The sequence below is a fragment of the Enterobacter sp. SST3 genome (assembly GCF_000286655.1).
In the GTDB taxonomy this organism is placed as follows: Bacteria; Pseudomonadota; Gammaproteobacteria; order Enterobacterales; family Enterobacteriaceae; genus Enterobacter; species Enterobacter roggenkampii.
Window position 1 is genome coordinate 195,760 of the sequence record NZ_ALNS01000011.1, and the last position, 23,487, is coordinate 219,246.

Here is a 23,487-nt window from a genome sequence, read left to right on the forward strand (position 1 = left end):
TGCTTAACGCAGCGGCATTAAGGGCACGATGTGCCCGTTATGACGCGCTGGCGGGGGAGCACTTCCCGCCAGCCAGTCTGGAAAGTCCCGCAGCGGCATCGGCCGCGCATAGAAAAATCCCTGCAGCACAGGTACGCCGTGACGGCGTAAATAGCGCGCCTGCTCCTCTGTCTCAACCCCTTCCGCCACCAGTTCGATATTCAGCCGCTGGCCCAGCGCAATGATCATGTCCGTCACCGTTGAATTCACGGCATCGGTGCCGATGGCGGTCGTAAAAGACTGGTCAATCTTCAGGACGTCCGGGTGCAGCTTTTCAAGCCAGGAGAGGGAGCTGTTCCCGGTGCCGAAATCGTCGATAGCAAGCTTCACGCCTTTGCGATGCAGTTCGCGCACGATGCGATAATCCGCGTCCAGCAGCGCATCCCGTTCCGTGAGTTCAATTACCAGCTGTTGGCGCGGACAGGCGCTGAACCAGAGACGGTTCAGATCCTGTATCAATACTGCGTGGCGGAAATGGCTGGCGGCGACGTTAATGCCGATGTGAAAACCGGGGCTGGACGGGAGGTAGCCTATCTGGCGCACCGTTTCGGCGATGACGTAGCGGGTCAGGGGGACAATCTGGTTATGTTCTTCTGCCAGAGGGATAAACACCTCCGGGGTGATCCAACCCTGACGGGGGTTATTCCAGCGCAGCAGGATCTCCACGCCAGTGCACGCCTGGGTGCGGGCATTCACCAGCGGCTGGCAGAAAAGCTCAAATTCCCGCGCCGCAATGCCCATATCGATCTCCCACGTAAAGCTCATCCGGTTTGCCGTCGCCAGCCAGGCGAGATAGCCCAGCAGCAGGCTGAGCATCAGTCCCAGCGGCAGCTGGGCGGGCAGGCTTTTTAAGGCTAACTCTCCGGGGCCAGGTCCGCCGACCGTAATCGTGAAAGGATTTTGGGTTGAAGACTGCTGGAAAAGGGTACTCTCCTCATCAAACGTCAGGCTGTCGGTGACGCGTTGACCGTAGCGTAAAAAGCGATTGCCGACTGTCAGCACCACGTCATTGATGAGCGGACGCTGGGGCTCAAGGATCATTCTGGCGATCAGGTCGATATTGATAATCTCGACGACGCCATTTTCACCGTCCTGAGAGACGGGATACCACTGGATCAAAACAGGGCTGCCCTTAAGCAGCCACTGGTCGGTCGATAAAACCAGCTTCGCCGTGCTGGCAGGGAGCTCCTGAAGGACGTCACGCACAGGCTCGCTGCGGCTACCGAAAATACTCGAACAGTACAGGATACCGTCTTCGATCAGAGCAATGGAGCGTACCGTCTGCAAAATGGCTGCCTGCTGCCGCAGTGCCAGTTGCACCTGCAGGCAGGGCTGCCCCACCAGCGGCTGCAGCACGTTGCGGTGGTTTTCCAGGGAAAGCAGAACGTTATCAAGGGCGCGAACGGTATGGCTGGTAAAATCGAGGATCCGCTGTTGGTTAACGTTGCGCTGGGAGATAAAGCGAATGCCTAGCGTCAGGATGAGCGTGAGGAGCGCAACCGTCACGCAGACGATAACGCGTTTTCGGCGATAATTTTTAATGATCGTTTGTGCAGTTTGCATGAACGGTCGCCTGGTAAGCCACCAGCCACAAAAGCCGGACGCAACAGTGAAAGTGTAGTGGGGAAAGCAGAAGGAGACGAGGAAGAAGAGGGAAATTCGCCCATCCGTTGCAGATGGGCGAAAGGCAGTATTAGTCGCACTGCACCTTAATGGCCAGGCCACCACGGGACGTCTCGCGGTATTTCGCGTTCATGTCTTTGCCCGTTTCGTACATGGTTTCAATCACCTTATCCAGCGATACGCGAGGTTCGCTGGTACGGCGCATCGCCATACGAGAGGCGTTGATGGCTTTCACCGAGGCAATCGCGTTACGCTCAATGCACGGCACCTGCACCTGGCCCGCGACCGGATCGCAGGTCAGACCGAGGTTATGTTCCATACCGATTTCAGCCGCCACGCAGACCTGCTCAGGGCTTGCACCCAACAGCTCTGCCAGACCCGCCGCCGCCATGGAGCAGGCCACGCCGACTTCACCCTGACAGCCCACTTCCGCACCGGAGATAGAGGCATTCATCTTGTACAGCGCGCCGATGGCACCTGCCGCCAGGAAGTAACGGATATAGATGTCCGGCGTCACGGGCTCAATAAAGTGGTCGTAATACGCCAGCACCGCAGGAACAATGCCGCACGCGCCGTTGGTTGGCGCCGTCACGACGCGGCCCCCGGCGGCGTTCTCTTCGTTAACCGCAAGCGCAAACATATTCACCCAGTCGACCACGTTCATCGGGTCGTTGGAGAATTTGTCCGTGGTTACCAGCATACGGCGCAGAGCAGAGGCACGACGCGGCACGCGCAGTGGACCCGGCAGAACGCCTTCGGTGTTCATCCCGCGATCGATACAGGCGCGCATGGTTTGCCAGACGTTGGCAAAATAGTCTTCAATCTCTTGTTTGCTGTGCAGGGCCAGTTCGTTCTGCATCACCATGCCGGAGAGGGAAAGACCGGTCTGTTTGCAGTAGCCCAGCATCTCGGTCGCCGATTTGAACGGGTACGGCACGCTGACGTCGCCGACGCTGTCTTTGCCAAAATGCTCTTCATCCACGATGAAACCACCGCCGATGGAGTAGTACGTTTTGCTGTAGATCTCTTTTTCACCGCTGTAAGCGTGAATGGTCATGCCGTTTTCATGCAGCGGCAGGTTGTCGCTGCGAAAACGCATGCCGTCATCCTGCGGGAAATCGACTTCCTGCTGGCCGTTTGCCAGCAGCAGGCGGCCGCGTGTTTCCACGTCGCGGATGAATGCCGGAATGGCATCAATATCAACGGTATCCGGCATATTGCCTGCCAGACCCATAATAATGGCGATATCGGTGTGGTGGCCTTTACCCGTTAATGACAGCGAGCCGTAAACATCCACGGCGACACGGGTAACGCTTTCCAGTAATCCTTTTTCGACCAGATCATCGACGAACTGTTTACCGGCCTTCATCGGGCCAACAGTATGGGAAGACGAAGGGCCAATTCCCACTTTGAACATGTCGAATATACTAATCACTTTCACACTCCTGACAGGGTTACCGGGGTTCCAGTAACGATGTTATAACTGCGCATAGTGTAAGAGGGAACACCGACCTCGGCTTAACTATTCACATGAATTAAACTAATGGTTAACGATGGGTTTTGCTAATAGCGCGACGCAGATCGCAAACCTGGCAGAAGAGGGCGGAATGTAAAGTATAGTCAAGGTTTCAGGCCGATCTGCAGCGCCAGTTCACGAATGATGCCCGCCGTCATGCCCCAGACAAAATAATGCTGATACCAGGACAACCAGACCCGATGGTCATGCCCACGACGCTGAATATCCAGCGGGTGGTAACGACTCAGTCGAAGGGCTTCATCCAGCGGCATTTCAAACACCGCAGAGACTTCATCAACGCTGGCGTGATACTGCAGACCCGGCGGGATAATGCCCACCACCGGCGTGACCTGGAAACCGGTAACGCTGTCGACGGGCGGCAGCACGCCGATGATCTCAACGGCCTCCGGCGGAATGGCCACCTCTTCCTGCGCTTCGCGCAGCGCGGCGGCAATCAGCGAGGCGTCGGAGCTGTCTACAGCGCCCCCCGGAAAAGCGACCTGACCGGCATGCTTACGTAAATGGGCGGAACGCTGGGTGAGCAGCAGGCCCGGCTTCGCGCGACGCACGACCGGGATCAGCACGGCCGCCTGACGCTGATTCAGCGCTTCGCGATTGACCTGCGGTCTTAGTAGCTGAAAACGCGATAAAAAGTCATCCAGCGTCAGGTTCTCTTTTTCCACCCGTGATTACTCCAGTAGTTTCAGGATACGGTTAACTTTATCAAAGGTTTCCTGATATTCCGCATCGACCTCACTATCGGCAACAATCCCGCCCCCGGCCGAACAGTAAAGGTTTCCGTTGCAGGCGGTCAGCGTGCGGATGGTAATGCTGGTATCCAGCGTGCCGCACAGGCTGATATAGCCGATGCTGCCGCACCAGGCATTGCGCCGGTGGGGCTCCAGTTCATCAATGATCTCCATTGCCCGCACCTTCGGCGCACCGGTGATGGAGCCGCCCGGGAACGCGGCGCGCAGCAGGTCGCAGGCCGTGCGCGAGTCTGGCAACTGTGCGGTAATGGTGCTGACCAGATGATGCACCGCAGGGAAAGGCTCAACGACAAATAGTTCCGGCACGCGGACGCTGCCCGGCACGGCCACCCGGCCAATGTCGTTACGCATCAGATCGACAATCATCAGGTTTTCGGCGCGGTCTTTTGGCGAGGCGGCCAGCTTTTCCGCCTGCTGACGGTCGGCGTCGGGATCGGCAAGACGCGGCAAGGTGCCTTTAATCGGGCGGGTTTGAATGGTCCCCTCCGCCAGATGAATAAAGCGTTCGGGCGACAGGCTGAGGATCGCCCCCTGGTCCAGACGAACAAACGCGCTAAACGGTGCCTTGTTGCTGGCATTTAGGCGGGTAAACGCCTGCCATTCATCTCCCCGATAGGTCGCCTGGAAGCGCTGAGCGAGGTTAACCTGGTAGCAGTCGCCGCTTTGCAGATACGCCTGAACGCGCGCGAATTTTTCGGCATATTCCGCAGCGCTCATGTTGGAGCGCCAGCCGGAGGTCAGCGTGAACGTCTCTGCGGGTGCAGCCTGTTGCGCCTCAAGCCAGTCCAGACGCGCCTGGACGTCACGATGGCTCAGCAGGGAAACCGTTTTTTTGAGGTGATCGACGATTAACGCCCAGTCATACAGCCCCACGGCCATATCTGGCAGGGAAATATCAGCCTGCGCACGCTCGGGCAGCGTTTCAAAACGGCGGCCCAAATCATAGCCAAACAGGCCCAGCGCGCCTCCCTGAAAGGGAAGGTCCGGGTTTGGCGTAGCGGATAAGCCCAGCGCGTTAATATCGTGCTGAAGCTGCGCCAGCGGATCGTCCGTCAGCGACAGGTCATCGGTTGTCAGCGTCTTCAGCGGATCGGCGACCAGAATATCAAAGCGGCTGTAGGGATGGTCCGCATGGCCGGAGTGCAGCAGCATCGCAAACGGAAGATGGCTCAGGCGGGCAAACCAGTATTCAGCGGCGTCTGTCCGCCAGGGCAGGGTAATAACAGTGGGGAAGCGCATGTTCATGTGTGGCATACTACCGGGCAGCGTGAAATAATTAGCGCGAATAATTTAGCAGGAGTTGACGATGTTTGCAGGTTTACCTTCTCTGAGCCATGAACAGCAGCAGAAAGCGGTTGAGCGAATTCAGGAACTGATGTCCCAGGGGATGAGCAGCGGACAGGCGATTTCCCAGGTGGCGGAAGAACTGCGCGCCACGCATACCGGCGAGCGGATCGTGGCGCGTTTCGAGGATGAAGATGAAGAGTGATCGGGCTTAAACCGCCGCGATAATCTTAATCTCAACCTTGTATTCCGGCTTCATCAGCGTGGCCTGTACGGTGCAGCGTACAGGCGCGTGACCCGCCACCACCCACGCATCCCAGGCTTTGTTCATTGCCGCGAAGTCATCTTTGTTCGCCAGGAAAATCGTCGCATCCAGAATGCGGGATTTGTCGCTGCCCTGTTTTTCCAGCACCGCGTCAATCTGCGCCAGGGTATTGGCCGTCTGCTCGAACGCATCCGCGTCAAGGTTCGCCGGGACGCCGGTGTAGTAGAGCGTCTGGTTGTGGATCACCACATCAGACCAGCGGGCTTCGGCATCAATGCGCACAATTGTCATAAACGTTTCCTCGTTATTTTTCGTCGTCAGGCGGCAAGACTGCCATATTGTTCTCGTGTCGTCACTATTTGGGGTGGCACAGGAGAGGATGGGCTGACATAATCCCTGTGCAAAAATACAGTGAGAGAGCACCGTGGCAGACGATTTTTCCCCTGAAGGTCAATTAGCGCAGGCTATCCCCGGCTTCAAACCCCGTGAGCCACAGCGACAGATGGCGCATGCCGTTGCACGCGCCATCGATAAGGCTCAGCCGCTGGTGGTCGAAGCGGGTACCGGCACGGGTAAAACCTATGCTTACCTTGCGCCAGCGCTGCGGGCGAAAAAAAAGGTGATTATCTCGACCGGTTCGAAAGCGCTGCAGGACCAGCTCTACAGCCGCGATTTGCCCACGGTGGCAAAGGCGCTGAAATACAAAGGCCGTCTGGCCCTGCTGAAGGGGCGCTCCAACTATCTCTGCCTGGAACGCCTTGAGCAGCAGGCGCTGGCGGGCGGCGACCTGCCGGTGCAAACCCTGAGCGACGTCATTATCCTTCGCGCCTGGGCGAACCAGACCGAAGAGGGCGATATCAGCACCTGCGCGAGCGTGCCGGAAGACTCTCCCGCCTGGCCGCTGGTGACCAGCACTAACGACAACTGCCTCGGCAGCGACTGCCCGCTGTATAAAGACTGCTTCGTGGTGAAAGCGCGCAAAACGGCGATGGATGCGGATGTGGTGGTGGTGAACCACCATCTGTTCCTCGCGGATATGGTGGTTAAGGACAGCGGCTTTGGTGAGCTGATCCCGGAGGCGGACGTGATGATCTTCGACGAAGCCCACCAGCTGCCGGATATCGCCAGCCAGTATTTCGGCCAGTCGCTCTCCAGCCGCCAGCTGCAGGATCTGGCGAAAGATTTCACCATTGCGTACCGGACCGAACTCAAAGATACCCAGCAGCTGCAGAAGTGCGCCGATCGTCTGGCGCAGAGCGCGCAGGATTTTCGTTTACAGCTTGGCGAGCCTGGCTATCGCGGTAACCTGCGCGAGCTGCTGGCGGACAAAAACATCCAGCGCGCGCTGCTGCTGCTCGATGATGCGCTTGAGCTCTGCTACGACGTGGCGAAACTGTCGCTCGGCCGTTCCGCGCTGCTCGACGCGGCCTTCGAACGCGCCACGCTCTATCGCGGGCGGCTGAAACGGCTGAAAGAGATTAACCAGCCGGGTTACAGCTACTGGTACGAATGCACCTCGCGCCACTTTACCCTGGCGCTCACGCCGCTGACGGTGGCGGATAAATTTAAAGAGGTGATGGCGCAAAAGCCGGGAAGCTGGATCTTCACGTCGGCAACCCTGTCGGTGAATGCCGACCTGCACCACTTCACCGAGCGCCTCGGCATCGAGCAGGCGGAATCGCTGCTTCTGCCCAGCCCGTTCGATTACGAAAAGCAGGCGCTGCTCTGCGTGCCGCGCAATCTGCCGCTGCCGAACCAGCCGGGGGCGGCGCGGCATCTCGCGGCGATGCTGAAGCCGATGATCGAGGCCAATAACGGCCGCTGCTTTATGCTCTGCACCTCCCACGCCATGATGCGCGACCTCGCCGAGCAGTTTCGCGCCACCATGACGCTACCGGTGCTGCTGCAGGGCGAAACCAGCAAAGGCCAGCTGCTGCAGCAGTTCGTTAGCGCCGGTAACGCCCTGCTGGTCGCAACCAGCAGCTTCTGGGAAGGGGTGGACGTGCGCGGCGACACGCTTTCACTGGTGATCATTGATAAGCTGCCGTTTACCTCCCCGGACGATCCGCTGCTGAAGGCGCGGATGGAAGACTGCCGCCTGCGCGGCGGCGATCCGTTTGACGAGGTTCAGCTGCCGGATGCGGTCATTACGCTTAAGCAAGGGGTAGGGCGCTTAATCCGTGACGTCACCGATCGCGGCGTGCTGGTCATCTGCGATAACCGGCTGGTGATGCGTCCTTACGGGGCAACCTTCCTTGCAAGCCTGCCGCCCGCACCGCGGACGCGGGACATAAAACGCGCGGTGCGTTTCCTGGCAAACCCAACGGCGGAGTAATTTACCCCGGAGTGTGCTAAGATGCGCGCCATTTTGTGACTGACCCTTGCGAGAGCGCGACGACTGATGCGAATTCTGGCTATTGATACCGCGACAGAGGCTTGCTCTGTTGCTCTGTTGAACGACGGTGCTGTTTCTGCCCATTTCGAAGAGTGCCCACGGGAACACACCCAACGCATTCTGCCCCTGGTAAAAGCCATTTTAACCCAGGGCAACACCTCCTTAACCGACCTCGACGCGCTGGCCTTTGGCCGCGGCCCCGGCAGCTTTACGGGCGTACGCATCGGGATTGGCATTGCGCAGGGGCTGGCGCTGGGCGCCGAACTGCCGATGATCGGCGTCTCTACCCTCGCCACCATGGCACAGGGCGCATGGCGCATGACCGGGGCAACGCGCGTCCTGGCAGCGATTGATGCCCGCATGGGCGAAGTCTACTGGGCCGAATACACCCGCGACGAGCAGGGCGTGTGGCACGGTGAAGAGACGGAAGCCGTGCTTAAGCCGGAAGCGGTGACGGAACGGCTGAAGCAGCTGTCCGGCGAGTGGGCGACCGTCGGTACGGGCTGGCAGGCGTGGCCTGAGATGGCGAACGGCACCGGGCTGACGCTGGTGGACGGCAACATGCTTCTGCCGGCTGCGGAAGATATGCTTCCGATTGCCAGCCAGCTGCTCGCAGCAGGCAAAACCGTGGCCGTTGAACACGCGGAACCGGTTTATTTGCGAAACACCGTCGCGTGGAAGAAACTTCCGGGCCGCGAGTGAATCTCAGTAACAGGAACTGAGAAAAAGGAGTCGCATCATGGCGGTTCAGACTAAAGTAGTACGCCTTATTATGGCAGGCGCGGTTGCCATAGCACTGAGCGGATGCGTTTCCGTTCCTGATGCGATTAAGGGCAGCAGCCCGACGCCACAGCAGGATCTGGTTCGGGTGATGAATGCACCTGAGCTGTACGTCGGCCAGGAAGCGCGCTTCGGCGGTAAGGTCATCGATGTACAAAACCAGCAGGGGAAAACCCGTCTGGAGATCGCCACCGTTCCGCTGGACAGCGGCGCGCGGCCTGTGCTGGGCGAGGCCTCCCGCGGGCGCATCTATGCGGACGTCAGCGGGTTCCTCGATCCGGTTGATTTTCGCGGACAGCTGGTGACCGTCGTCGGGCCGATTACCGGCGCCATGCAGGGCAAAATCGGCAGCACGCCGTATAAATTTATGACCATGCAGGTGAACGGCTACAAGCGCTGGCGGCTGGCACAGCAGGTGATCATGCCGCCTCAGCCGATCGATCCGTGGATGTGGGGTCCACATCCTTATCGTTACGGCTACCCGGGCTGGGGCTGGTATAACCCGGGGCCTGCACAGGTACAGACGATCGTTACTGAGTAACTTACTGTTATTGTTAGAAAAGAGACAGCGGCTCAGCCGCTGTCTCTGTTTTTTTACGGATAAAACGAAAAAAAAGAGTGACGCGCTTCGCAACCTTAAATCTGAACAATTAATAAACTGGTACGCTGAGTTAATATAATGTTAACAAACTGTTTATTATCGGGGTTGTGATGACGACGAACACTCATTTCAGAGGTGATGCATTGAAGAAGGTTTGGCTTAACCGTTATCCCGCAGATGTTCCTGCTGAGATCAATCCTGACCGTTATCAATCCCTGGTGGAATTATTTGAACACTCGGTAAGGCGCTACGCGGACCAGCCCGCATTTGTGAATATGGGCGAGGTGATGACGTTCCGTAAGCTGGAGGAGCGCAGCCGGGCGTTTGCGGCGTACCTGCAGGAAGGGCTGGGACTGCAAAAAGGGGACCGCGTCGCGCTGATGATGCCGAACCTGCTGCAATACCCGGTGGCGCTGTTCGGTATCCTGCGTGCCGGGATGATTGTCGTTAACGTCAACCCGCTGTACACCCCGCGCGAGCTGGAGCATCAGCTTAACGACAGCGGCGCAGTCGCGATTGTCATTGTGTCCAACTTTGCCCATACGCTGGAAAAAGTGGTCGACAAAACCCAGGTGAAACACGTCATCCTGACGCGCATGGGGGACCAGCTCTCCACCGCCAAAGGCACGCTGGTTAACTTTGTCGTCAAATACGTCAAACGTCTGGTGCCAAAATACCATCTGCCGGACGCTATCTCCTTCCGCCGCGCGCTGCATGCGGGCTATCGTATGCAGTACGTTAAGCCGGAAGTGGTGTCAGAAGATCTCGCGTTCCTGCAGTATACCGGTGGGACCACCGGCGTGGCGAAAGGCGCAATGCTGACCCACCGCAACATGCTGGCGAACCTTGAGCAGGTCAATGCAACCTACGGGCCGCTGCTGCATCCCGGCAAAGAGCTGGTCATTACGGCGCTGCCGCTGTACCACATTTTCGCACTGACCATGAACTGCCTGCTGTTTATTGAGCTGGGCGGTCAAAACGTGCTGATTACTAACCCGCGTGATATACCGGGGCTGGTGAAAGAGCTGGCAAAATACCCGTTCACCGCCATGACCGGGGTAAATACCCTGTTTAACGCGCTGCTTAATAACAAAGAGTTCCAGCAGCTGGACTTCTCCACGCTGCACCTCTCTGCGGGCGGCGGTATGCCGGTTCAGCAGGCTGTGGCCGAGCGCTGGGTGAAGCTCACCGGCCAGTATCTGCTGGAGGGCTATGGCCTGACGGAATGCGCGCCGCTGGTCAGCGTTAACCCGCATGACATCGACTACCACAGCGGAAGCATTGGACTGCCCGTTCCTTCCACTGAAGCGAAACTGGTCGATGATAACGATAACGAAGTCGCGCCGGGTGAGCCGGGGGAGCTGTGCGTCAAAGGTCCACAGGTCATGCTGGGTTACTGGCAGCGTCCCGACGCGACCGACGAAATCATCAAAGACGGCTGGCTGCATACCGGTGACATCGCGGTGATGGATGACGAGGGCTTCCTGCGCATTGTCGATCGCAAGAAAGATATGATCCTGGTCTCCGGCTTCAACGTCTATCCGAATGAGATCGAAGACGTGGTCATGCAGCACAGCGGCGTACTCGAAGTGGCAGCGGTCGGCGTGCCTTCCGGCAGCAGCGGTGAAGCAGTGAAGATATTTGTGGTCAAGAAGGATCCTTCTCTCACCGAGGAAGCGCTGATAACGTTTTGTCGTCGTCAGCTGACGGGCTATAAAGTGCCGAAGCTTGTGGAATTCCGCGACGAGCTGCCGAAATCCAACGTCGGGAAGATATTACGACGAGAATTACGTGACGAAGCCCGTGCCAAAGTAGACAATAAGGCCTGAGCTTCACGTTAATCGTCCAAACGCCGGTTAAGCCGGCGTTTTTTATGGGCGCAAACAAAAGAGAATCCGATTTGAATTACCAGATGATCACGACCAACGACGAGCTGGCTTCGCTGTGCGAAGTGACGCGCGACTTTCCTGCCATTGCCCTGGATACCGAGTTTGTCCGTACCCGGACGTACTATCCGCAGCTGGGGTTGATTCAGATGTACGACGGTAAACACGTGTCGCTGATCGACCCTCTCGGCATTACCGACTGGATGCCGATGCGCGATCTGCTGCTCGATACCGCCGTCACGAAATACCTGCACGCAGGCAGTGAAGATCTGGAAGTCTTTCTGAACACCTTTGGCATCATGCCTCAGCCGCTGATTGATACGCAGATCCTTGCGGCGTTCAGCGGGCGACCGCTCTCCTGGGGCTTTGCCGCCATGGTGGAGGAGTATACGGGCCTGACGCTGGATAAAAGCGAATCCCGTACCGACTGGCTGGCCCGTCCGCTTACCGCGCGCCAGCTGGAGTATGCGGCGGCTGACGTGTTTTACCTGCTGCCGATCGCCGGACAGCTGATGAAAGAAGCCGAGGCATCCGGCTGGCTGTCCGCCGCGCTGGACGAGTGCCGTATGACCCAGCTGCGTCGTCAGGAAGTGGTGGATCCGAAAGAGGCCTGGCGCGACATCAGCAACGCCTGGCAGCTGCGTACGCGTCAGCTGGCGTGCCTGCAGCTGCTGGCAGACTGGCGCTTGCGTAAAGCGCGCGAGCGCGATCTGGCCGTTAACTTTGTGGTTCGCGAAGAGCATCTCTGGGCGGTTGCGCGCTATATGCCGGGCAGCCTCGGCGAGCTGGACAGCATTGGGCTTTCGGGCAGCGAAATCCGTTTCCACGGCAAAACCCTGCTGGCGCTGGTCGTAAAAGCGCAGGCGTTGCCGGAAGAGGCGCTGCCGGAACCGCTGCTGAACCTGATGGATATGCCGGGCTATCGCAAAGCGTTTAAGGACATCAAAGCGCTGGTGCAGACGGTGGCTACGGAAAGCAAGCTGAGCGCGGAGCTGCTCGCTTCACGCCGTCAGATTAACCAGCTGCTTAACTGGCACTGGAAGCTGAAGCCGCAGAATGGCTTGCCGGAAATGATGGCGGGATGGCGCGGGGAATTGATGGCCGATCGCCTGAATACGCTGCTGGAAGGTTATCCGCGATAAAAATATGCCGGGCGTTAACCCGGCATATTCCCCCGGTGGCGCTGCGCTTACCGGGGCGACGAAATCACAAACCTACGGACGCGACTCTTCCGCTTCCGGGAGCGTCACGTTCAGCTCCAGAATCGAAATATCCCCGTCTTTTTGTTCCAGCTGCACCGTCACCATCTCCGGGTCAATCTGCACGTACTTACAGATCACTTCCAGGATGTCCTTGCGCAGCTGCGGCAGGTAGTGAGGCTCGGCGTCGCTACGACGACGCTCCGCAACGATAATTTGCAGACGTTCTTTTGCGATGTTGGCGGTGTTCTTTTTCCGCGAGAGAAAAAAGTCCAGTAATGCCATAACTTATCCTCCGAACAGGCGTTTGAGGAAACCTTTCTTCTCTTCTTCTATGAAGCGGAAAGGACGTTCTTCTCCCAGCAGACGGTCAACGGTATCGGCGTAAGCTTTACCTGCATCTGCCATTGTATCAAGGATCACTGGCTCGCCCTGGTTAGAGGCGCGTAACACGGACTGATCTTCCGGGATAACGCCCACCAGCTTAATGCGCAGGATCTCCAGCACGTCTTCCATGCTCAGCATGTCACCTTTGTTCACGCGGCCCGGGTTGTAGCGGGTGAGCAGCAGGTGTTCTTTAATCGGGTCTTCGCCATTTTCCGCACGACGGGATTTAGAGGCGAGGATCCCGAGAATGCGGTCTGAGTCACGCACGGATGAAACTTCAGGGTTGGTGGTGATGATTGCTTCATCAGCGAAGTAGAGCGCCATCAGGGCACCGGTTTCGATACCGGCAGGGGAGTCACAGACGATGAAGTCGAACTCCATTTTTTTCAGCTCGTCGAGCACCTTTTCTACCCCTTCACGGGTCAGGGCGTCTTTGTCACGCGTCTGAGAAGCCGGGAGAATGTAGAGGTTCTCGGTGCGCTTGTCTTTAATCAGCGCCTGGTTCAGCGTGGCATCGCCCTGAATGACGTTCACAAAGTCATACACGACGCGACGCTCACATCCCATGATGAGGTCGAGGTTACGCAGGCCGATATCGAAGTCGATAACGACGGTTTTCTTTCCCTTCTGGGCCAAACCAGTAGCGATGGCCGCGCTGGAGGTGGTCTTGCCAACGCCTCCTTTACCCGAAGTAACAACAATAATGCGTGCCATAGAAATTCCTTGTTAAAAAGGGATCAATTCAACGGTTGAACGGTCAACGCGTCGTCTGCCAGAAGCAGGCGAGCCGCTTTGCCATAAAATTCGGCTGGGATCTTGTCGCTCAGCCAATATTCACCTGCGATGGACACCAGTTCCGCCGTCAGGTGAGTACAAAATATTTGCGCGTCCCGATCGCCACTTGCACCTGCGAGCGCACGTCCACGCATCATACCGTAAACGTGAATATTGCCATCTGCAATCAGCTCAGCGCCAGCACTGACGTGGCTTGTAACAATCAGATCACAGTTTGGTGCATAAATGCGCTGACCGGAACGAACCGGCACATCAATCATTCGCGTTTTTGTGATGTTTGTAACGTTTTGCGCCGCAGGAGGGGGCGTTTCGACGGCAACGGGTGCCGCACGCGGGGCTTTTTCTTTGCCTTCATTCAGAAGCGGCAGCCCCGCACGGTCAATTTCCGCTTTCAGTTCAGTATCTTTGCAGCCGCTGATGCCGACAATACGCAGTCCGGTCGAGGAGACGGCCTGCTGGAGACGTTTCCAGTTAACCGGCGCTTCAAGACCGCTGACGTTGATAACAACAGGGGCGTGCTTCAGGAAGGCGGGAGCCTGGGCGATTTTGTCTTCTAACGCCTGACGAATAACCTCGGGTTTTGCATCATGCAAATGTACCACTGATAAGGTGAAGCTACTGCCTTTAAGCTCGATGGGCGTGTTTGACATCCTGGCCTTACTCAATTTGCTATTAACCGCAACCATTCGCTGCGATATTCCGAAGAGTATCAGGCATGTTATAGTCAGGAGTATATTGAGGCAAGCAACCACCCATTAATTCAGAGTAAAAACATGTTTTGTGTGATCTACAGAAGTACAACCCGTGACCAGACCTATCTTTATGTCGAAAAGAAAGACGATTTTTCACGCGTGCCTGAAGAATTAATGAAGAGCTTTGGCCGACCGCAGATGGCGATGCTGCTGCCGCTGGATGGTCGCAAGAAACTGGTGAATGCCGATCTGGAGAAAGTGAAAACGGCATTAGCCGAGCAGGGCTATTATTTACAGCTTCCGCCGCCACCCGAGAATTTATTAAAACAGCATCTTGAGGCGAACGGTAAAAAATAGTCTCAACTGTTTTTGAGCACAACACATCAACCGTTTAGGGGTCGACCATGTATCAACATCATAACTGGCAAGGTGCATTACTGGATTATCCCGTCAGCAAAGTGGTTTGCGTGGGCAGCAACTATGCAAAACATATTCAGGAGATGGGCAGTGCGACGCCAGAAGAGCCGGTTCTGTTCATTAAGCCTGAAACGGCGCTTTGCGATATTCGCCAGCCGCTGGCCCTGCCGCAGGGGCTCGGCTCGGTGCACCACGAAGTGGAACTCGCCGTGCTGATCGGCGCAACGCTGCGTCAGGCCTCCGAAGAGCATGTGCAGAAAGCGATCGCCGGATACGGCGTGGCGCTGGATCTGACGCTACGCGACGTGCAGGGTAAAATGAAGAAAGCGGGGCAGCCGTGGGAAAAAGCCAAAGGGTTTGATAATTCCTGCCCAATTTCGGCGTTTGTGCCGGTGAGCGAATTTACCGGTAATCCGCAGGACACGCCGCTCAGCCTGAAGGTTAACGGTGAAATCCGCCAGCAGGGCACCACGGCAGACATGATCCATAAGATTGTGCCGCTGATCGCCTACATGAGCCGCTTCTTTACCCTCAAGCCGGGTGATGTGATCCTGACCGGCACGCCGGAAGGCGTTGGTCCGCTCGCGAGCGGTGATGAACTTGAAGTTGGTTTTAACGGCCTGTCGCTTAAAACCCGCGTGCTGTAACCTCCTCTTGCCGCCTGAAAAGGGCGGCAAAACTTGCAACGACGTGCCAGACTCGTTATAAGGTGCGCTTTCTTTTGACGTGTGGACATCCTGATGAACGACATCCCTTTCTGGCAAAGCAAAACTCTCGACGACATGACCGACGCGGAATGGGAATCCTTATGCGACGGCTGTGGTCAGTGCTGCCTGCACAAGCTGATGGATGAAGACACGGACGAAATCTACTTCACCAACGTGGCCTGCAAGCAGCTGAACATCAAAACCTGCCAGTGCCGCAACTACGAGCGCCGCTTCGAGTTCGAGCCAGACTGCATTAAATTAACCCGTGAGAATCTGCCCACCTTTGAATGGCTGCCGCATACCTGCGCGTATCGCCTGCTGGCGGAGGGGAAAGGTCTGCCTGACTGGCACCCCCTGCTGACCGGTTCAAAAGCGGCGATGCACGGCGAACGTATCTCCGTGCGCCACATTGCGGTAAAAGAGTCCGAGGTGCGGGACTGGGAAGATCACATCATGAACCACCCGACCCGTTGAGATTAAAAAACCCGCCAAAGCGGGTTTTTTATTGTGCGCTGTTGTGTCGGGTGGCGCTGCGCTTACCCGACTTACAACACCGTAGGCCCGCGCAAGCGAAGCGCCGCCGGGCGAATTAGCGTCCGAACAAATCGCGCTTCTTCGGTTTGAACGGCTGAGCGATCAACACCAGCAGCGCCACGACGAAGTAGGCGGCAAAAATGCCCACCAGCCACTGCGGCATCTCCAGCGTCAGGAATTCCCACTGGCGAACGGAGCAGTCACCGGAGGCAACGAACACCTGCGGCAGCCATTTGTCCAGCGGCAGCCAGCTCGGGAAGCGGGCGGCAAAATCGCAGGTCATAAAAGGTGACGGATGCAGCTGCATCATCGTGTGCTGCCATGAGAGTTCAATGCCTTTCCAGGCGCTGTACAGCCAGATCGCGATCCCGGCATAGCGAAGCGGCGACTTCGGCGCAATCGCGCCGACCAGGCCAGCCCCCATAATGCCGAACAGCGCGCAGCGTTCGTAAATACAGAGCACGCAAGGTTTGAGTCCCATTACGTGCTGGAACCACAGCGCGACCATTTCCAGCGCAAAGGCGGTCAGGGCCATTAACAACCATGCTCCGCGACCGCGGGAGCACTGGTTTAAAAATCTCAACATAATCATTTCCCTGGAACATGCTTAGAAAGCGCAGTGTAAACGAATTCGTTTTTCGCGCCACCTGTACCTGGCGAAATAAAACGTAATTGGATGTTTATCGTGCGAAAAGGCAAACGGGCAGCGAACTGCCCGAGTTGCAGTGTTTACTGCGCCGCAAGTATACCCGCTTGTATCAACCATTGCGTACAGGGAATAAGGGTAATTTTGACGCAAAGCAATCCCACGATCGTAAGCACCAGCGTATAGGGCAGGGCCATCCAGACCATTCTTCCATAAGAAAGACGTATGAGTGGCGCAAGAGCGGAGGTCAGCAGGAACAGGAAGGCGGCCTGGCCATTGGGTGTCGCCACCGACGGCAGGTTGGTACCGGTGTTGATCGCCACGGCCAGCAGTTCAAACTGTCCGGCGCTGATCACGCCTTGCTCCATCGCGGTCTTAGCCTCGTTAATGTAAACCGTCCCGACAAAGACGTTATCTGAGATTGACGAGAGCAGGCCGTTAAACAGGTAAAACAGCGACAGCTGAGCATCCGGCGATGCCCGTAAGACAAAGGCAATAATCGGCGCGAACAGGTGCTGGTCGATTATCACCGCCACGACCGCAAAGAACACCGCCAGCAGGGCGGTAAACGGCAGCGCTTCGGTAAATGCTTTGCCGATGGCATGCTCATCCGTCACGCCGGTAAAGGTGGTGGCGAGAATAATCACGGACAGACCAATCAGCCCCACTTCAGCCAGATGGAACGCCAGCGCGGCGATAAGCCAGACGCCGATGATCCCCTGTGCAATCAGGCGCAGCGTCTCCTGGCGCGTCCGCTGGCGTCGGCTCTGCAGATCGAATTTATGCAGCTCCTGACGTACCGGCTCCGGGAGTTGTGCCCCGTAACCAAAGAGGCGAAACTTCTCCACCAGCAAACAGGTCGCCAGACCGCAGATCAGCACCGGCACGCTCACCGGGGCCATTCTCAGGAAAAAATCACCGAAGTGCCAGCCCGCCGCTTTCGCAATGATCAGGTTTTGCGGCTCGCCCACCATCGTCATCACGCCCCCCAGTGCGGTACCGACGCCGGCATGCATCATCAGGCTGCGCAGGAAGGCGCGAAACTGCTCAAGTACCTCACGGTTATGCGCATCGACATGGCTGTCATCCTGCAGATCCTCACCCGGACGAGAGGAGGCCACGCGGTGATAAATACCGTAAAACCCCACCGCGACGCTTATCACCACCGCGACGACCGTCAGCGCGTCCAGGAAGGCTGACAGGAAGGCCGCCGCAAGGCAAAACGCTAGCGAGAGAACCATTTTCGACGGAATGCTGAGCAGCAGGCGCGTAAAGATAAACAGCAGCAACTGTTTCATAAAGAAGATGCCCGCCACCATAAACATCAACAGCAGAAGCACTTCAAGATTGGATGCCAGCTCTGCTTTGACATGCTCGGCAGAGGTCATCCCAATCACTACCGCTTCAAACGCCAGCAATCCGCCCGGCAACAGGGGATAGCATTTCAGCGCCATCGCCAGGGTGAAGATAAACTCCGCGACCAGCAGCCACCCGGCAACGAACGGGTTCACGTAAAAGAGGAGAGGGTTAACGACCAGGAACACCAGCAGTATCAGTTTGTACCAGTCAGGAGACTGGCCTAAAAAATTGCGCCACAGAGCGCGCCCAAAAGAAATTTCCACGACAGACGTCCTTCCCCGTCAAGTAAGACAAAACATCAGTATACGCAAAATTCACGGTCCAGACGCGGATAAGACTGCATTGTAAATTTCATAAAAATGAAACGGCGATCCCTCTTTTCTCTCTTTGCCGCGCTACCTGCCACTGCACGCCTCTGGTATGATGAGTCCAATTTGCTAAAGCTGTGTAATGGAAATCTCACTATGGTCATTAAGGCGCAGAGCCCGGCGGGTTTCGCGGAAGAGTACATCATTGAAAGCATCTGGAATAATCGTTTCCCTGCGGGGTCCATTCTTCCGGCTGAACGCGAACTCTCTGAACTGATTGGCGTCACTCGCACCACGCTGCGTGAAGTGCTTCAGCGACTGGCGCGCGATGGCTGGTTGACGATCCAGCACGGCAAGCCAACAAAAGTGAACAACTTCTGGGAAACCTCCGGGCTGAACATTCTTGAAACGCTGGCGCGTCTCGATCATGAAAGCGTGCCGCAGCTCATTGATAATCTGCTCTCCGTTCGCACCAACATCGCGACGATCTTTATTCGTACGGCTTTCCGCCAGCATCCGGAAGATGCGCTTGCGGTGCTGGCCAGTGCCAACGAGGTGGAAGATCACGCCGACGCGTTCGCCACCCTCGATTACAACGTCTTCCGTGGCCTGGCGTTTGCCTCCGGCAACCCGGTGTACGGTCTGATCCTCAACGGTATGAAGGGACTCTACACCCGCATTGGCCGTCACTACTTTGCCAATCCCGAAGCCCGCAGCCTGGCGCTGGGCTTTTACCATAAGCTGAGCAAGCTGTGCTCCGAAGGTCTGCACGATCAGGTGTATGAGACGGTGCGCCGCTACGGTCACGATTCCGGTGAAATCTGGCACCGTATGCAGAAAACGCTGCCGGGTGATTTGGCGATTCAGAGCCGCTGAAATAAAAAACCTCTCGTGTGAGAGGTTTTTTTTCGCCCGGTGGCGCTTCGCTTACCGGGCCTACAAAACCCGTAGGCCGGGTAAGGCGTAGCCGCCACCCGGCAAAAAACTAAAGCGTATTCAACCGCGCCGGGCAGCGTTCAAGCAGCTCGACGCTCCCGTCTTCATTCTGCTGCTCCAGCTGCACGTCAAAGCCCCACAGGCGATGCACGTGCTTCAGCACCTCTTTACGCCCTTTATCCAGCGGCGCGCGATTGTGCGGGATATAGCGCAGCGTCAGGGAGCGGTCACCGCGTAAATCCACGTTCCAGACCTGGATATTTGGTTCAAGGTTGCTCAGGTTGTACTGGGAAGAGAGGCGAGAGCGGATCTCACGGTATCCCTCCTCGTTGTGGATTGCGGAGATCTCCAGATAGTTGTTGCGGTCGTCGTCCAGCACGGTGAAGAAGCGGAAATCACGCATGATCTTCGGCGACATAAACTGGCTGATGAAGCTCTCATCCTTAAAGTCGCGCATCGCAAAGTGCAGCGTTTCCAGCCAGTCAGATCCGGCGATATCCGGGAACCAGTACTTGTCTTCTTCCGTCGGCGACTGACAGATACGCTTAATGTCCTGTAACATGGCGAAGCCAAGGGCATACGGGTTAATCCCACTGTACCACGGGCTGTTATAGGGCGGCTGGAACACCACGTTGGTATGGCTGTGGAGGAACTCCATCATGAACCGCTCGGTGACTTTCCCCTCGTCGTACAGGTGGTTGAGGATGGTGTAGTGCCAGAAGGTCGCCCAGCCTTCGTTCATCACCTGCGTCTGTTTTTGCGGGTAGAAATACTGGCTCACCTTGCGCACGATGCGCAGGATCTCACGCTGCCACGGCTCCAGCAGCGGGGCGTTCTTCTCCATAAAATAGAGCAGGTTTTCCTGTGGCTCGGACGGATAGCGCCGCGCTTCGGCGATCGTTTTTTCTTCCTCACGCTTCGGCAGGGTGCGCCACAGCATGTTCACCTGGCTTTGCAGATACTCTTCGCGGCTTTTCTGCCGGGCCTTCTCCTCCTGCAGGGAGATTTTCTGCGGACGTTTGTAGCGGTCAACGCCGTAGTTCATCAGCGCGTGACAGGAGTCGAGCAGTTTTTCCACTTCGTCCACGCCGTAGCGTTCTTCGCAGTCGGTAATGTATTTACGGGCGAAGATCAGGTAATCGACGATCGAGCTGGCATCCGTCCAGCTGCGGAACAGGTAGTTATTCTTGAAAAAGGAGTTATGCCCGTAGCAGGCGTGCGCCATCACCAGCGCCTGCATGGTAATGGTGTTCTCTTCCATTAAATAGGCGATACACGGATTGGAGTTAATGACGATCTCATACGCCAGACCCTGCTGCCCGTGCTTATACAGCCGCTCCGTTTCGATAAATTTCTTACCAAACGACCAGTGCGGATAGTTAATCGGCATCCCGACGCTGGAGTAGGCGTCCATCATCTGTTCGGACGTAATGACTTCAATCTGATGGGGATAGGTATCCAGGCGATACAGTTTTGCGACCCGGTCGATCTCGGCGAGGTAAACATCCAGCAGCTCGAAGGTCCAGTCGGGTCCATCGCTCAGACGTGTGTTGTCCTTGTTCAGGGAATCAATAGTAGCCATTAGCGCGCCCTCGTTGTGGGTGCTCTCTCTGTCTGGAGAGCCTCCTTTCAAGCATAGATCAACGTGTTAAAAAGCGTGCTGGGGCAGAAATTTTTTCTTTGCGATTTCGCGTTTTTGATACGGCAAATAAACGGTGTCTCTCAGCATTTTATGCTGGTTAAAAATAACGCGCAGCAGGAGATCCCAAATTAGCACTATCCCCTGATGCTGGGGGATGTGTGAGATAAGTCACCATAAAAAAGTCGTATGTTGAATAATATTTTCAACTAGGTTATCAATCTGTAATTAGAAGATTGTTCTTTTGCACATAATGGAGTGGCTATGCGTGTTGTCATACTGGGAAGTGGTGTCGTTGGGGTAACCAGCGCCTGGTATTTAAGTCAGGCGGGACATGACGTCACCGTTATCGATCGTGAGTCAGGCCCCGCGCTGGAAACCAGCGCGGCGAACGCCGGGCAAATCTCTCCGGGCTATGCGGCACCGTGGGCAGCACCGGGCGTTCCGCTGAAAGCGATTAAATGGATGTTCCAGCGCCACGCGCCGCTGGCCATCAGCCTTGACGGCACGCAGTTCCAGCTGAAGTGGATGTGGCAGATGCTGCGCAACTGCGATACACGCCACTACATGGAGAACAAAGGGCGCATGGTGCGCCTGGCGGAATACAGCCGCGACTGCCTGAAAGCGCTGCGCGCCTCAACCGGGATTGAGTACGAAGGCCGTCAGGGCGGAACGCTCCAACTGTTCCGCACCGAACAACAGTATGAAAACGCCACCCGCGATATCGCTGTGCTGGAAGATGCTGGCGTACCGTATCAGCTGCTGGAAGCCAGCCAGCTTGGTCAGGTTGAACCTGCGCTGGCGGAAGTGGCGCATAAGCTGACGGGCGGCCTGCGCCTGCCGAATGACGAAACCGGTGACTGCCAGCTCTTTACGCAGCGTCTGGCGCAGATGTGCGAGCAGGCAGGGGTGAAATTCCGGTACAACACCTCTGTCGACAAGCTGCTGTCGGAAGGGGAAAAAATTTACGGCGTGAAGTGTGGCGAAGAGGTGATCAAAGCGGATGCCTACGTCATGGCGTTTGGTTCGTACTCCACCGCCATGCTGAAAGGCATTCTCGACATTCCGGTCTACCCGCTAAAAGGCTACTCGCTGACCATTCCGGTAAAAGAGGAGAGCGGCGCACCGGTTTCTACCATTCTGGATGAAACCTACAAAATCGCCATTACCCGCTTCGATAACCGCATCCGCGTAGGCGGCATGGCGGAGATCGTCGGCTTCAACACCGAACTGCTGAAACCGCGTCGTGAAACGCTGGAGATGGTGGTGGGGGACCTCTTCCCGCGCGGTGGTTTTGTCGAGCAGGCGACCTTCTGGACCGGCCTGCGTCCGATGACGCCGGACGGCACGCCGATTGTGGGGCGCACGCCGTTCAAAAACCTGTGGACCAATACCGGACACGGTACGCTTGGCTGGACGATGGCCTGCGGCTCCGGACAGCTGCTGAGCGACCTGATTTCCGGACGCACGCCGGCCATTCCGTTTGACGATCTCAGTGTCGCGCGCTATCAATCGGGGTTTACGCCGTCGCGTCCACAGCACCTGCACGGCGCGCATAACTAAGGAGCTGTCATGTCCCGTCCTGTTCTCGCTCAGCTGAACCTGCAGGCCCTGAAGGATAACCTGCAGATTGTTCGTCGGGCAGCACCTGGCGCACGCGTGTGGTCGGTGGTGAAAGCGAATGCCTACGGCCACGGCATTGACCGTATCTGGAGCGCGCTGAGCGCCACCGATGGCTTTGCGTTACTCAATCTTGAAGAGGCCATTCTGCTGCGCGAGCGCGGCTGGAAAGGGCCCATACTGCTGCTGGAGGGCTTCTTCCACGCCGACGATCTGCCGCTGCTGGATAAGTACCGGCTGACCACCAGCGTTCATAGCAACTGGCAGATCAAAGCGATTCAGGATGCGAAGCTCCACGCGCCGCTGGATATCTATCTCAAGGTCAACAGCGGCATGAACCGCCTGGGCTTCCAGCCTGAGCGGGTGCATACGGTCTGGCAGCAGCTACGCGCCCTGAAGAACGTGGGTGAAATGACGCTGATGGCGCACTTTGCCGACGCGGAAAAACCGGACGGTATCGCCGATGCCATGGTCCGCATTGAGCAGGCGGCAGAAGGGCTGGACTGCCCGCGCTCGCTGTCCAACTCGGCGGCCACGCTGTGGCATCCCGAGGCGCATTACAACTGGGTGCGTCCGGGGATCGTTCTGTACGGCGCGTCGCCCTCGGGCCAGTGGCAGGATATCGCCAACAGCGGCCTGAAGCCGGTTATGACCCTGCGCAGCGAAATCATTGGCGTGCAGACCCTGAAAGCTGGCGACACGGTGGGCTACGGTAGCCGCTATCGGGCAAAGGGCGAGCAGCGGATTGGTATCGTGGCGGGCGGCTATGCCGACGGCTACCCGCGCATTGCGCCGACCGGTACGCCTGTGTGGGTAGATGGAGTCCGCACGGGAACGGTAGGCACCGTATCAATGGATATGCTGGCCGTTGACCTGACGCCCTGCCCGCAGGCGGGTATCGGTTCCCCGGTCGAGCTGTGGGGTAACGAAATCAAAATTGATGACGTGGCGGCCGCGGCGGGCACGGTGGGATATGAACTGATGTGTGCCCTGGCACCGAGGGTGCCGGTTGTGACGGTGTAACGTATGTTCGCCGAGTGGCGCTAACGCTTACCCGGCCTACGTTCGAGGGTTTTGTAGGCCGGGTAA

The 23,487-nt window shown here is 57.2% G+C and carries 23 protein-coding genes; 12 read left to right on the top strand and 11 right to left on the bottom strand.

Annotated features, from left to right (window positions below; translation table 11 throughout):
* Window positions 1–3: 3 nt before the first annotated feature.
* The 4 genes from B498_RS15350 to pabB all read right to left on the bottom strand — a co-directional run bounded on the left by B498_RS15350 (window position 4) and on the right by pabB (window position 5,193).
* Window positions 4–1,602 (bottom strand): cyclic diguanylate phosphodiesterase, encoded by a 1,599-nt coding sequence (locus B498_RS15350; protein WP_008500493.1) that lies wholly within the window; start codon window positions 1,600–1,602, stop codon window positions 4–6.
* A 130-nt stretch (window positions 1,603–1,732) separates the two neighbouring features.
* Window positions 1,733–3,097: an L-serine ammonia-lyase gene (sdaA, locus tag B498_RS15345; RefSeq protein ID WP_008500494.1), complete on the bottom strand. Its 1,365-nt coding sequence runs from the start codon at window positions 3,095–3,097 to the stop codon at window positions 1,733–1,735.
* 185 nt (window positions 3,098–3,282) lie between these two features.
* On the bottom strand, window positions 3,283–3,861 hold the full coding sequence (locus B498_RS15340; protein WP_008500495.1) for a CoA pyrophosphatase: 579 nt from the start codon (window positions 3,859–3,861) through the stop codon (window positions 3,283–3,285).
* Between the two features lie 6 nt (window positions 3,862–3,867).
* Complete coding sequence (gene pabB / locus B498_RS15335; protein ID WP_032622792.1) at window positions 3,868–5,193, bottom strand: aminodeoxychorismate synthase component 1; 1,326 nt, start codon at window positions 5,191–5,193, stop codon at window positions 3,868–3,870.
* Between the two features lie 61 nt (window positions 5,194–5,254).
* Here pabB and B498_RS15330 point away from each other — a divergent pair, with 61 nt between their 5' ends.
* Entirely contained in the window at window positions 5,255–5,437 is a 183-nt protein-coding gene (locus tag B498_RS15330) for a YoaH family protein (protein ID WP_008500497.1), read from the top strand.
* A 6-nt stretch (window positions 5,438–5,443) separates the two neighbouring features.
* Here B498_RS15330 and B498_RS15325 read toward each other — a convergent pair whose 3' ends face one another.
* The gene (locus tag B498_RS15325; RefSeq protein WP_008500498.1) at window positions 5,444–5,788 is read right to left on the bottom strand and encodes a RidA family protein; all 345 of its coding nucleotides are present in this window, start codon (window positions 5,786–5,788) and stop codon (window positions 5,444–5,446) included.
* Window positions 5,789–5,921: 133 nt separating this feature from the next.
* Between B498_RS15325 and B498_RS15320 the strand changes: the two genes are divergently transcribed.
* From B498_RS15320 to rnd, 5 genes are all read left to right on the top strand, one after another.
* Window positions 5,922–7,832 carry an ATP-dependent DNA helicase gene (locus B498_RS15320; protein WP_008500499.1) on the top strand — a complete coding sequence of 637 codons (1,911 nt, stop codon included), beginning with the start codon at window positions 5,922–5,924 and terminating at the stop codon, window positions 7,830–7,832.
* A gap of 66 nt (window positions 7,833–7,898) precedes the next feature.
* The gene (tsaB, locus tag B498_RS15315) at window positions 7,899–8,594 is read left to right on the top strand and encodes a tRNA (adenosine(37)-N6)-threonylcarbamoyltransferase complex dimerization subunit type 1 TsaB (RefSeq protein ID WP_008500500.1); all 696 of its coding nucleotides are present in this window, start codon (window positions 7,899–7,901) and stop codon (window positions 8,592–8,594) included.
* A 37-nt stretch (window positions 8,595–8,631) separates the two neighbouring features.
* Entirely contained in the window at window positions 8,632–9,213 is a 582-nt protein-coding gene (locus B498_RS15310; protein ID WP_008500501.1) for a Slp family lipoprotein, read from the top strand.
* 203 nt (window positions 9,214–9,416) lie between these two features.
* Complete coding sequence (fadD, locus tag B498_RS15305; RefSeq protein ID WP_014884268.1) at window positions 9,417–11,102, top strand: long-chain-fatty-acid--CoA ligase FadD; 1,686 nt, start codon at window positions 9,417–9,419, stop codon at window positions 11,100–11,102.
* Window positions 11,103–11,185: 83 nt separating this feature from the next.
* Window positions 11,186–12,301 (top strand): ribonuclease D, encoded by a 1,116-nt coding sequence (gene rnd / locus B498_RS15300; RefSeq protein WP_157179048.1) that lies wholly within the window; start codon window positions 11,186–11,188, stop codon window positions 12,299–12,301.
* Between the two features lie 72 nt (window positions 12,302–12,373).
* Here rnd and minE read toward each other — a convergent pair whose 3' ends face one another.
* The 3 genes from minE to minC are packed head-to-tail and all read right to left on the bottom strand — an operon-like array spanning window position 12,374 to window position 14,190.
* A complete protein-coding gene (gene minE / locus B498_RS15295) occupies window positions 12,374–12,643 on the bottom strand; it encodes a cell division topological specificity factor MinE (protein ID WP_008500504.1) in 270 nt (89 codons plus the stop codon).
* A gap of 3 nt (window positions 12,644–12,646) precedes the next feature.
* A complete protein-coding gene (gene minD / locus B498_RS15290; RefSeq protein ID WP_008500505.1) occupies window positions 12,647–13,459 on the bottom strand; it encodes a septum site-determining protein MinD in 813 nt (270 codons plus the stop codon).
* Between the two features lie 23 nt (window positions 13,460–13,482).
* Window positions 13,483–14,190, bottom strand: coding sequence for a septum site-determining protein MinC (gene minC, locus B498_RS15285; protein WP_008500506.1), 708 nt, complete (start codon window positions 14,188–14,190; stop codon window positions 13,483–13,485).
* A 123-nt stretch (window positions 14,191–14,313) separates the two neighbouring features.
* On the opposite strand from minC, the gene B498_RS15280 reads away from it, so the two are divergent.
* The 3 genes from B498_RS15280 to B498_RS15270 all read left to right on the top strand — a co-directional run bounded on the left by B498_RS15280 (window position 14,314) and on the right by B498_RS15270 (window position 15,830).
* Complete coding sequence (locus B498_RS15280; protein WP_008500507.1) at window positions 14,314–14,589, top strand: YcgL domain-containing protein; 276 nt, start codon at window positions 14,314–14,316, stop codon at window positions 14,587–14,589.
* A 47-nt stretch (window positions 14,590–14,636) separates the two neighbouring features.
* Window positions 14,637–15,296: a fumarylacetoacetate hydrolase family protein gene (locus B498_RS15275; RefSeq protein WP_008500508.1), complete on the top strand. Its 660-nt coding sequence runs from the start codon at window positions 14,637–14,639 to the stop codon at window positions 15,294–15,296.
* 93 nt (window positions 15,297–15,389) lie between these two features.
* Entirely contained in the window at window positions 15,390–15,830 is a 441-nt protein-coding gene (locus B498_RS15270; protein ID WP_008500509.1) for a YcgN family cysteine cluster protein, read from the top strand.
* A gap of 115 nt (window positions 15,831–15,945) precedes the next feature.
* On the opposite strand, the gene dsbB is transcribed toward B498_RS15270, so the two are convergent.
* Both dsbB and nhaB read right to left on the bottom strand, forming a co-directional pair.
* A complete protein-coding gene (dsbB, locus tag B498_RS15265) occupies window positions 15,946–16,476 on the bottom strand; it encodes a disulfide bond formation protein DsbB (RefSeq protein WP_028015880.1) in 531 nt (176 codons plus the stop codon).
* Window positions 16,477–16,619: 143 nt separating this feature from the next.
* A complete protein-coding gene (gene nhaB / locus B498_RS15260) occupies window positions 16,620–18,158 on the bottom strand; it encodes a Na(+)/H(+) antiporter NhaB (RefSeq protein WP_008500511.1) in 1,539 nt (512 codons plus the stop codon).
* Between the two features lie 201 nt (window positions 18,159–18,359).
* On the opposite strand from nhaB, the gene fadR reads away from it, so the two are divergent.
* On the top strand, window positions 18,360–19,079 hold the full coding sequence (fadR, locus tag B498_RS15255; RefSeq protein ID WP_008500512.1) for a fatty acid metabolism transcriptional regulator FadR: 720 nt from the start codon (window positions 18,360–18,362) through the stop codon (window positions 19,077–19,079).
* Window positions 19,080–19,188: 109 nt separating this feature from the next.
* Here the strand turns inward: fadR and B498_RS15250 are convergent, their stop codons facing one another.
* The gene (locus B498_RS15250; protein ID WP_008500513.1) at window positions 19,189–20,721 is read right to left on the bottom strand and encodes a SpoVR family protein; all 1,533 of its coding nucleotides are present in this window, start codon (window positions 20,719–20,721) and stop codon (window positions 19,189–19,191) included.
* A gap of 321 nt (window positions 20,722–21,042) precedes the next feature.
* Between B498_RS15250 and B498_RS15245 the strand changes: the two genes are divergently transcribed.
* A complete protein-coding gene (locus tag B498_RS15245; RefSeq protein WP_008500514.1) occupies window positions 21,043–22,341 on the top strand; it encodes a D-amino acid dehydrogenase in 1,299 nt (432 codons plus the stop codon).
* Between the two features lie 9 nt (window positions 22,342–22,350).
* A complete protein-coding gene (dadX, locus tag B498_RS15240; RefSeq protein WP_008500515.1) occupies window positions 22,351–23,421 on the top strand; it encodes a catabolic alanine racemase DadX in 1,071 nt (356 codons plus the stop codon).
* Window positions 23,422–23,487: the final 66 nt, after the last annotated feature.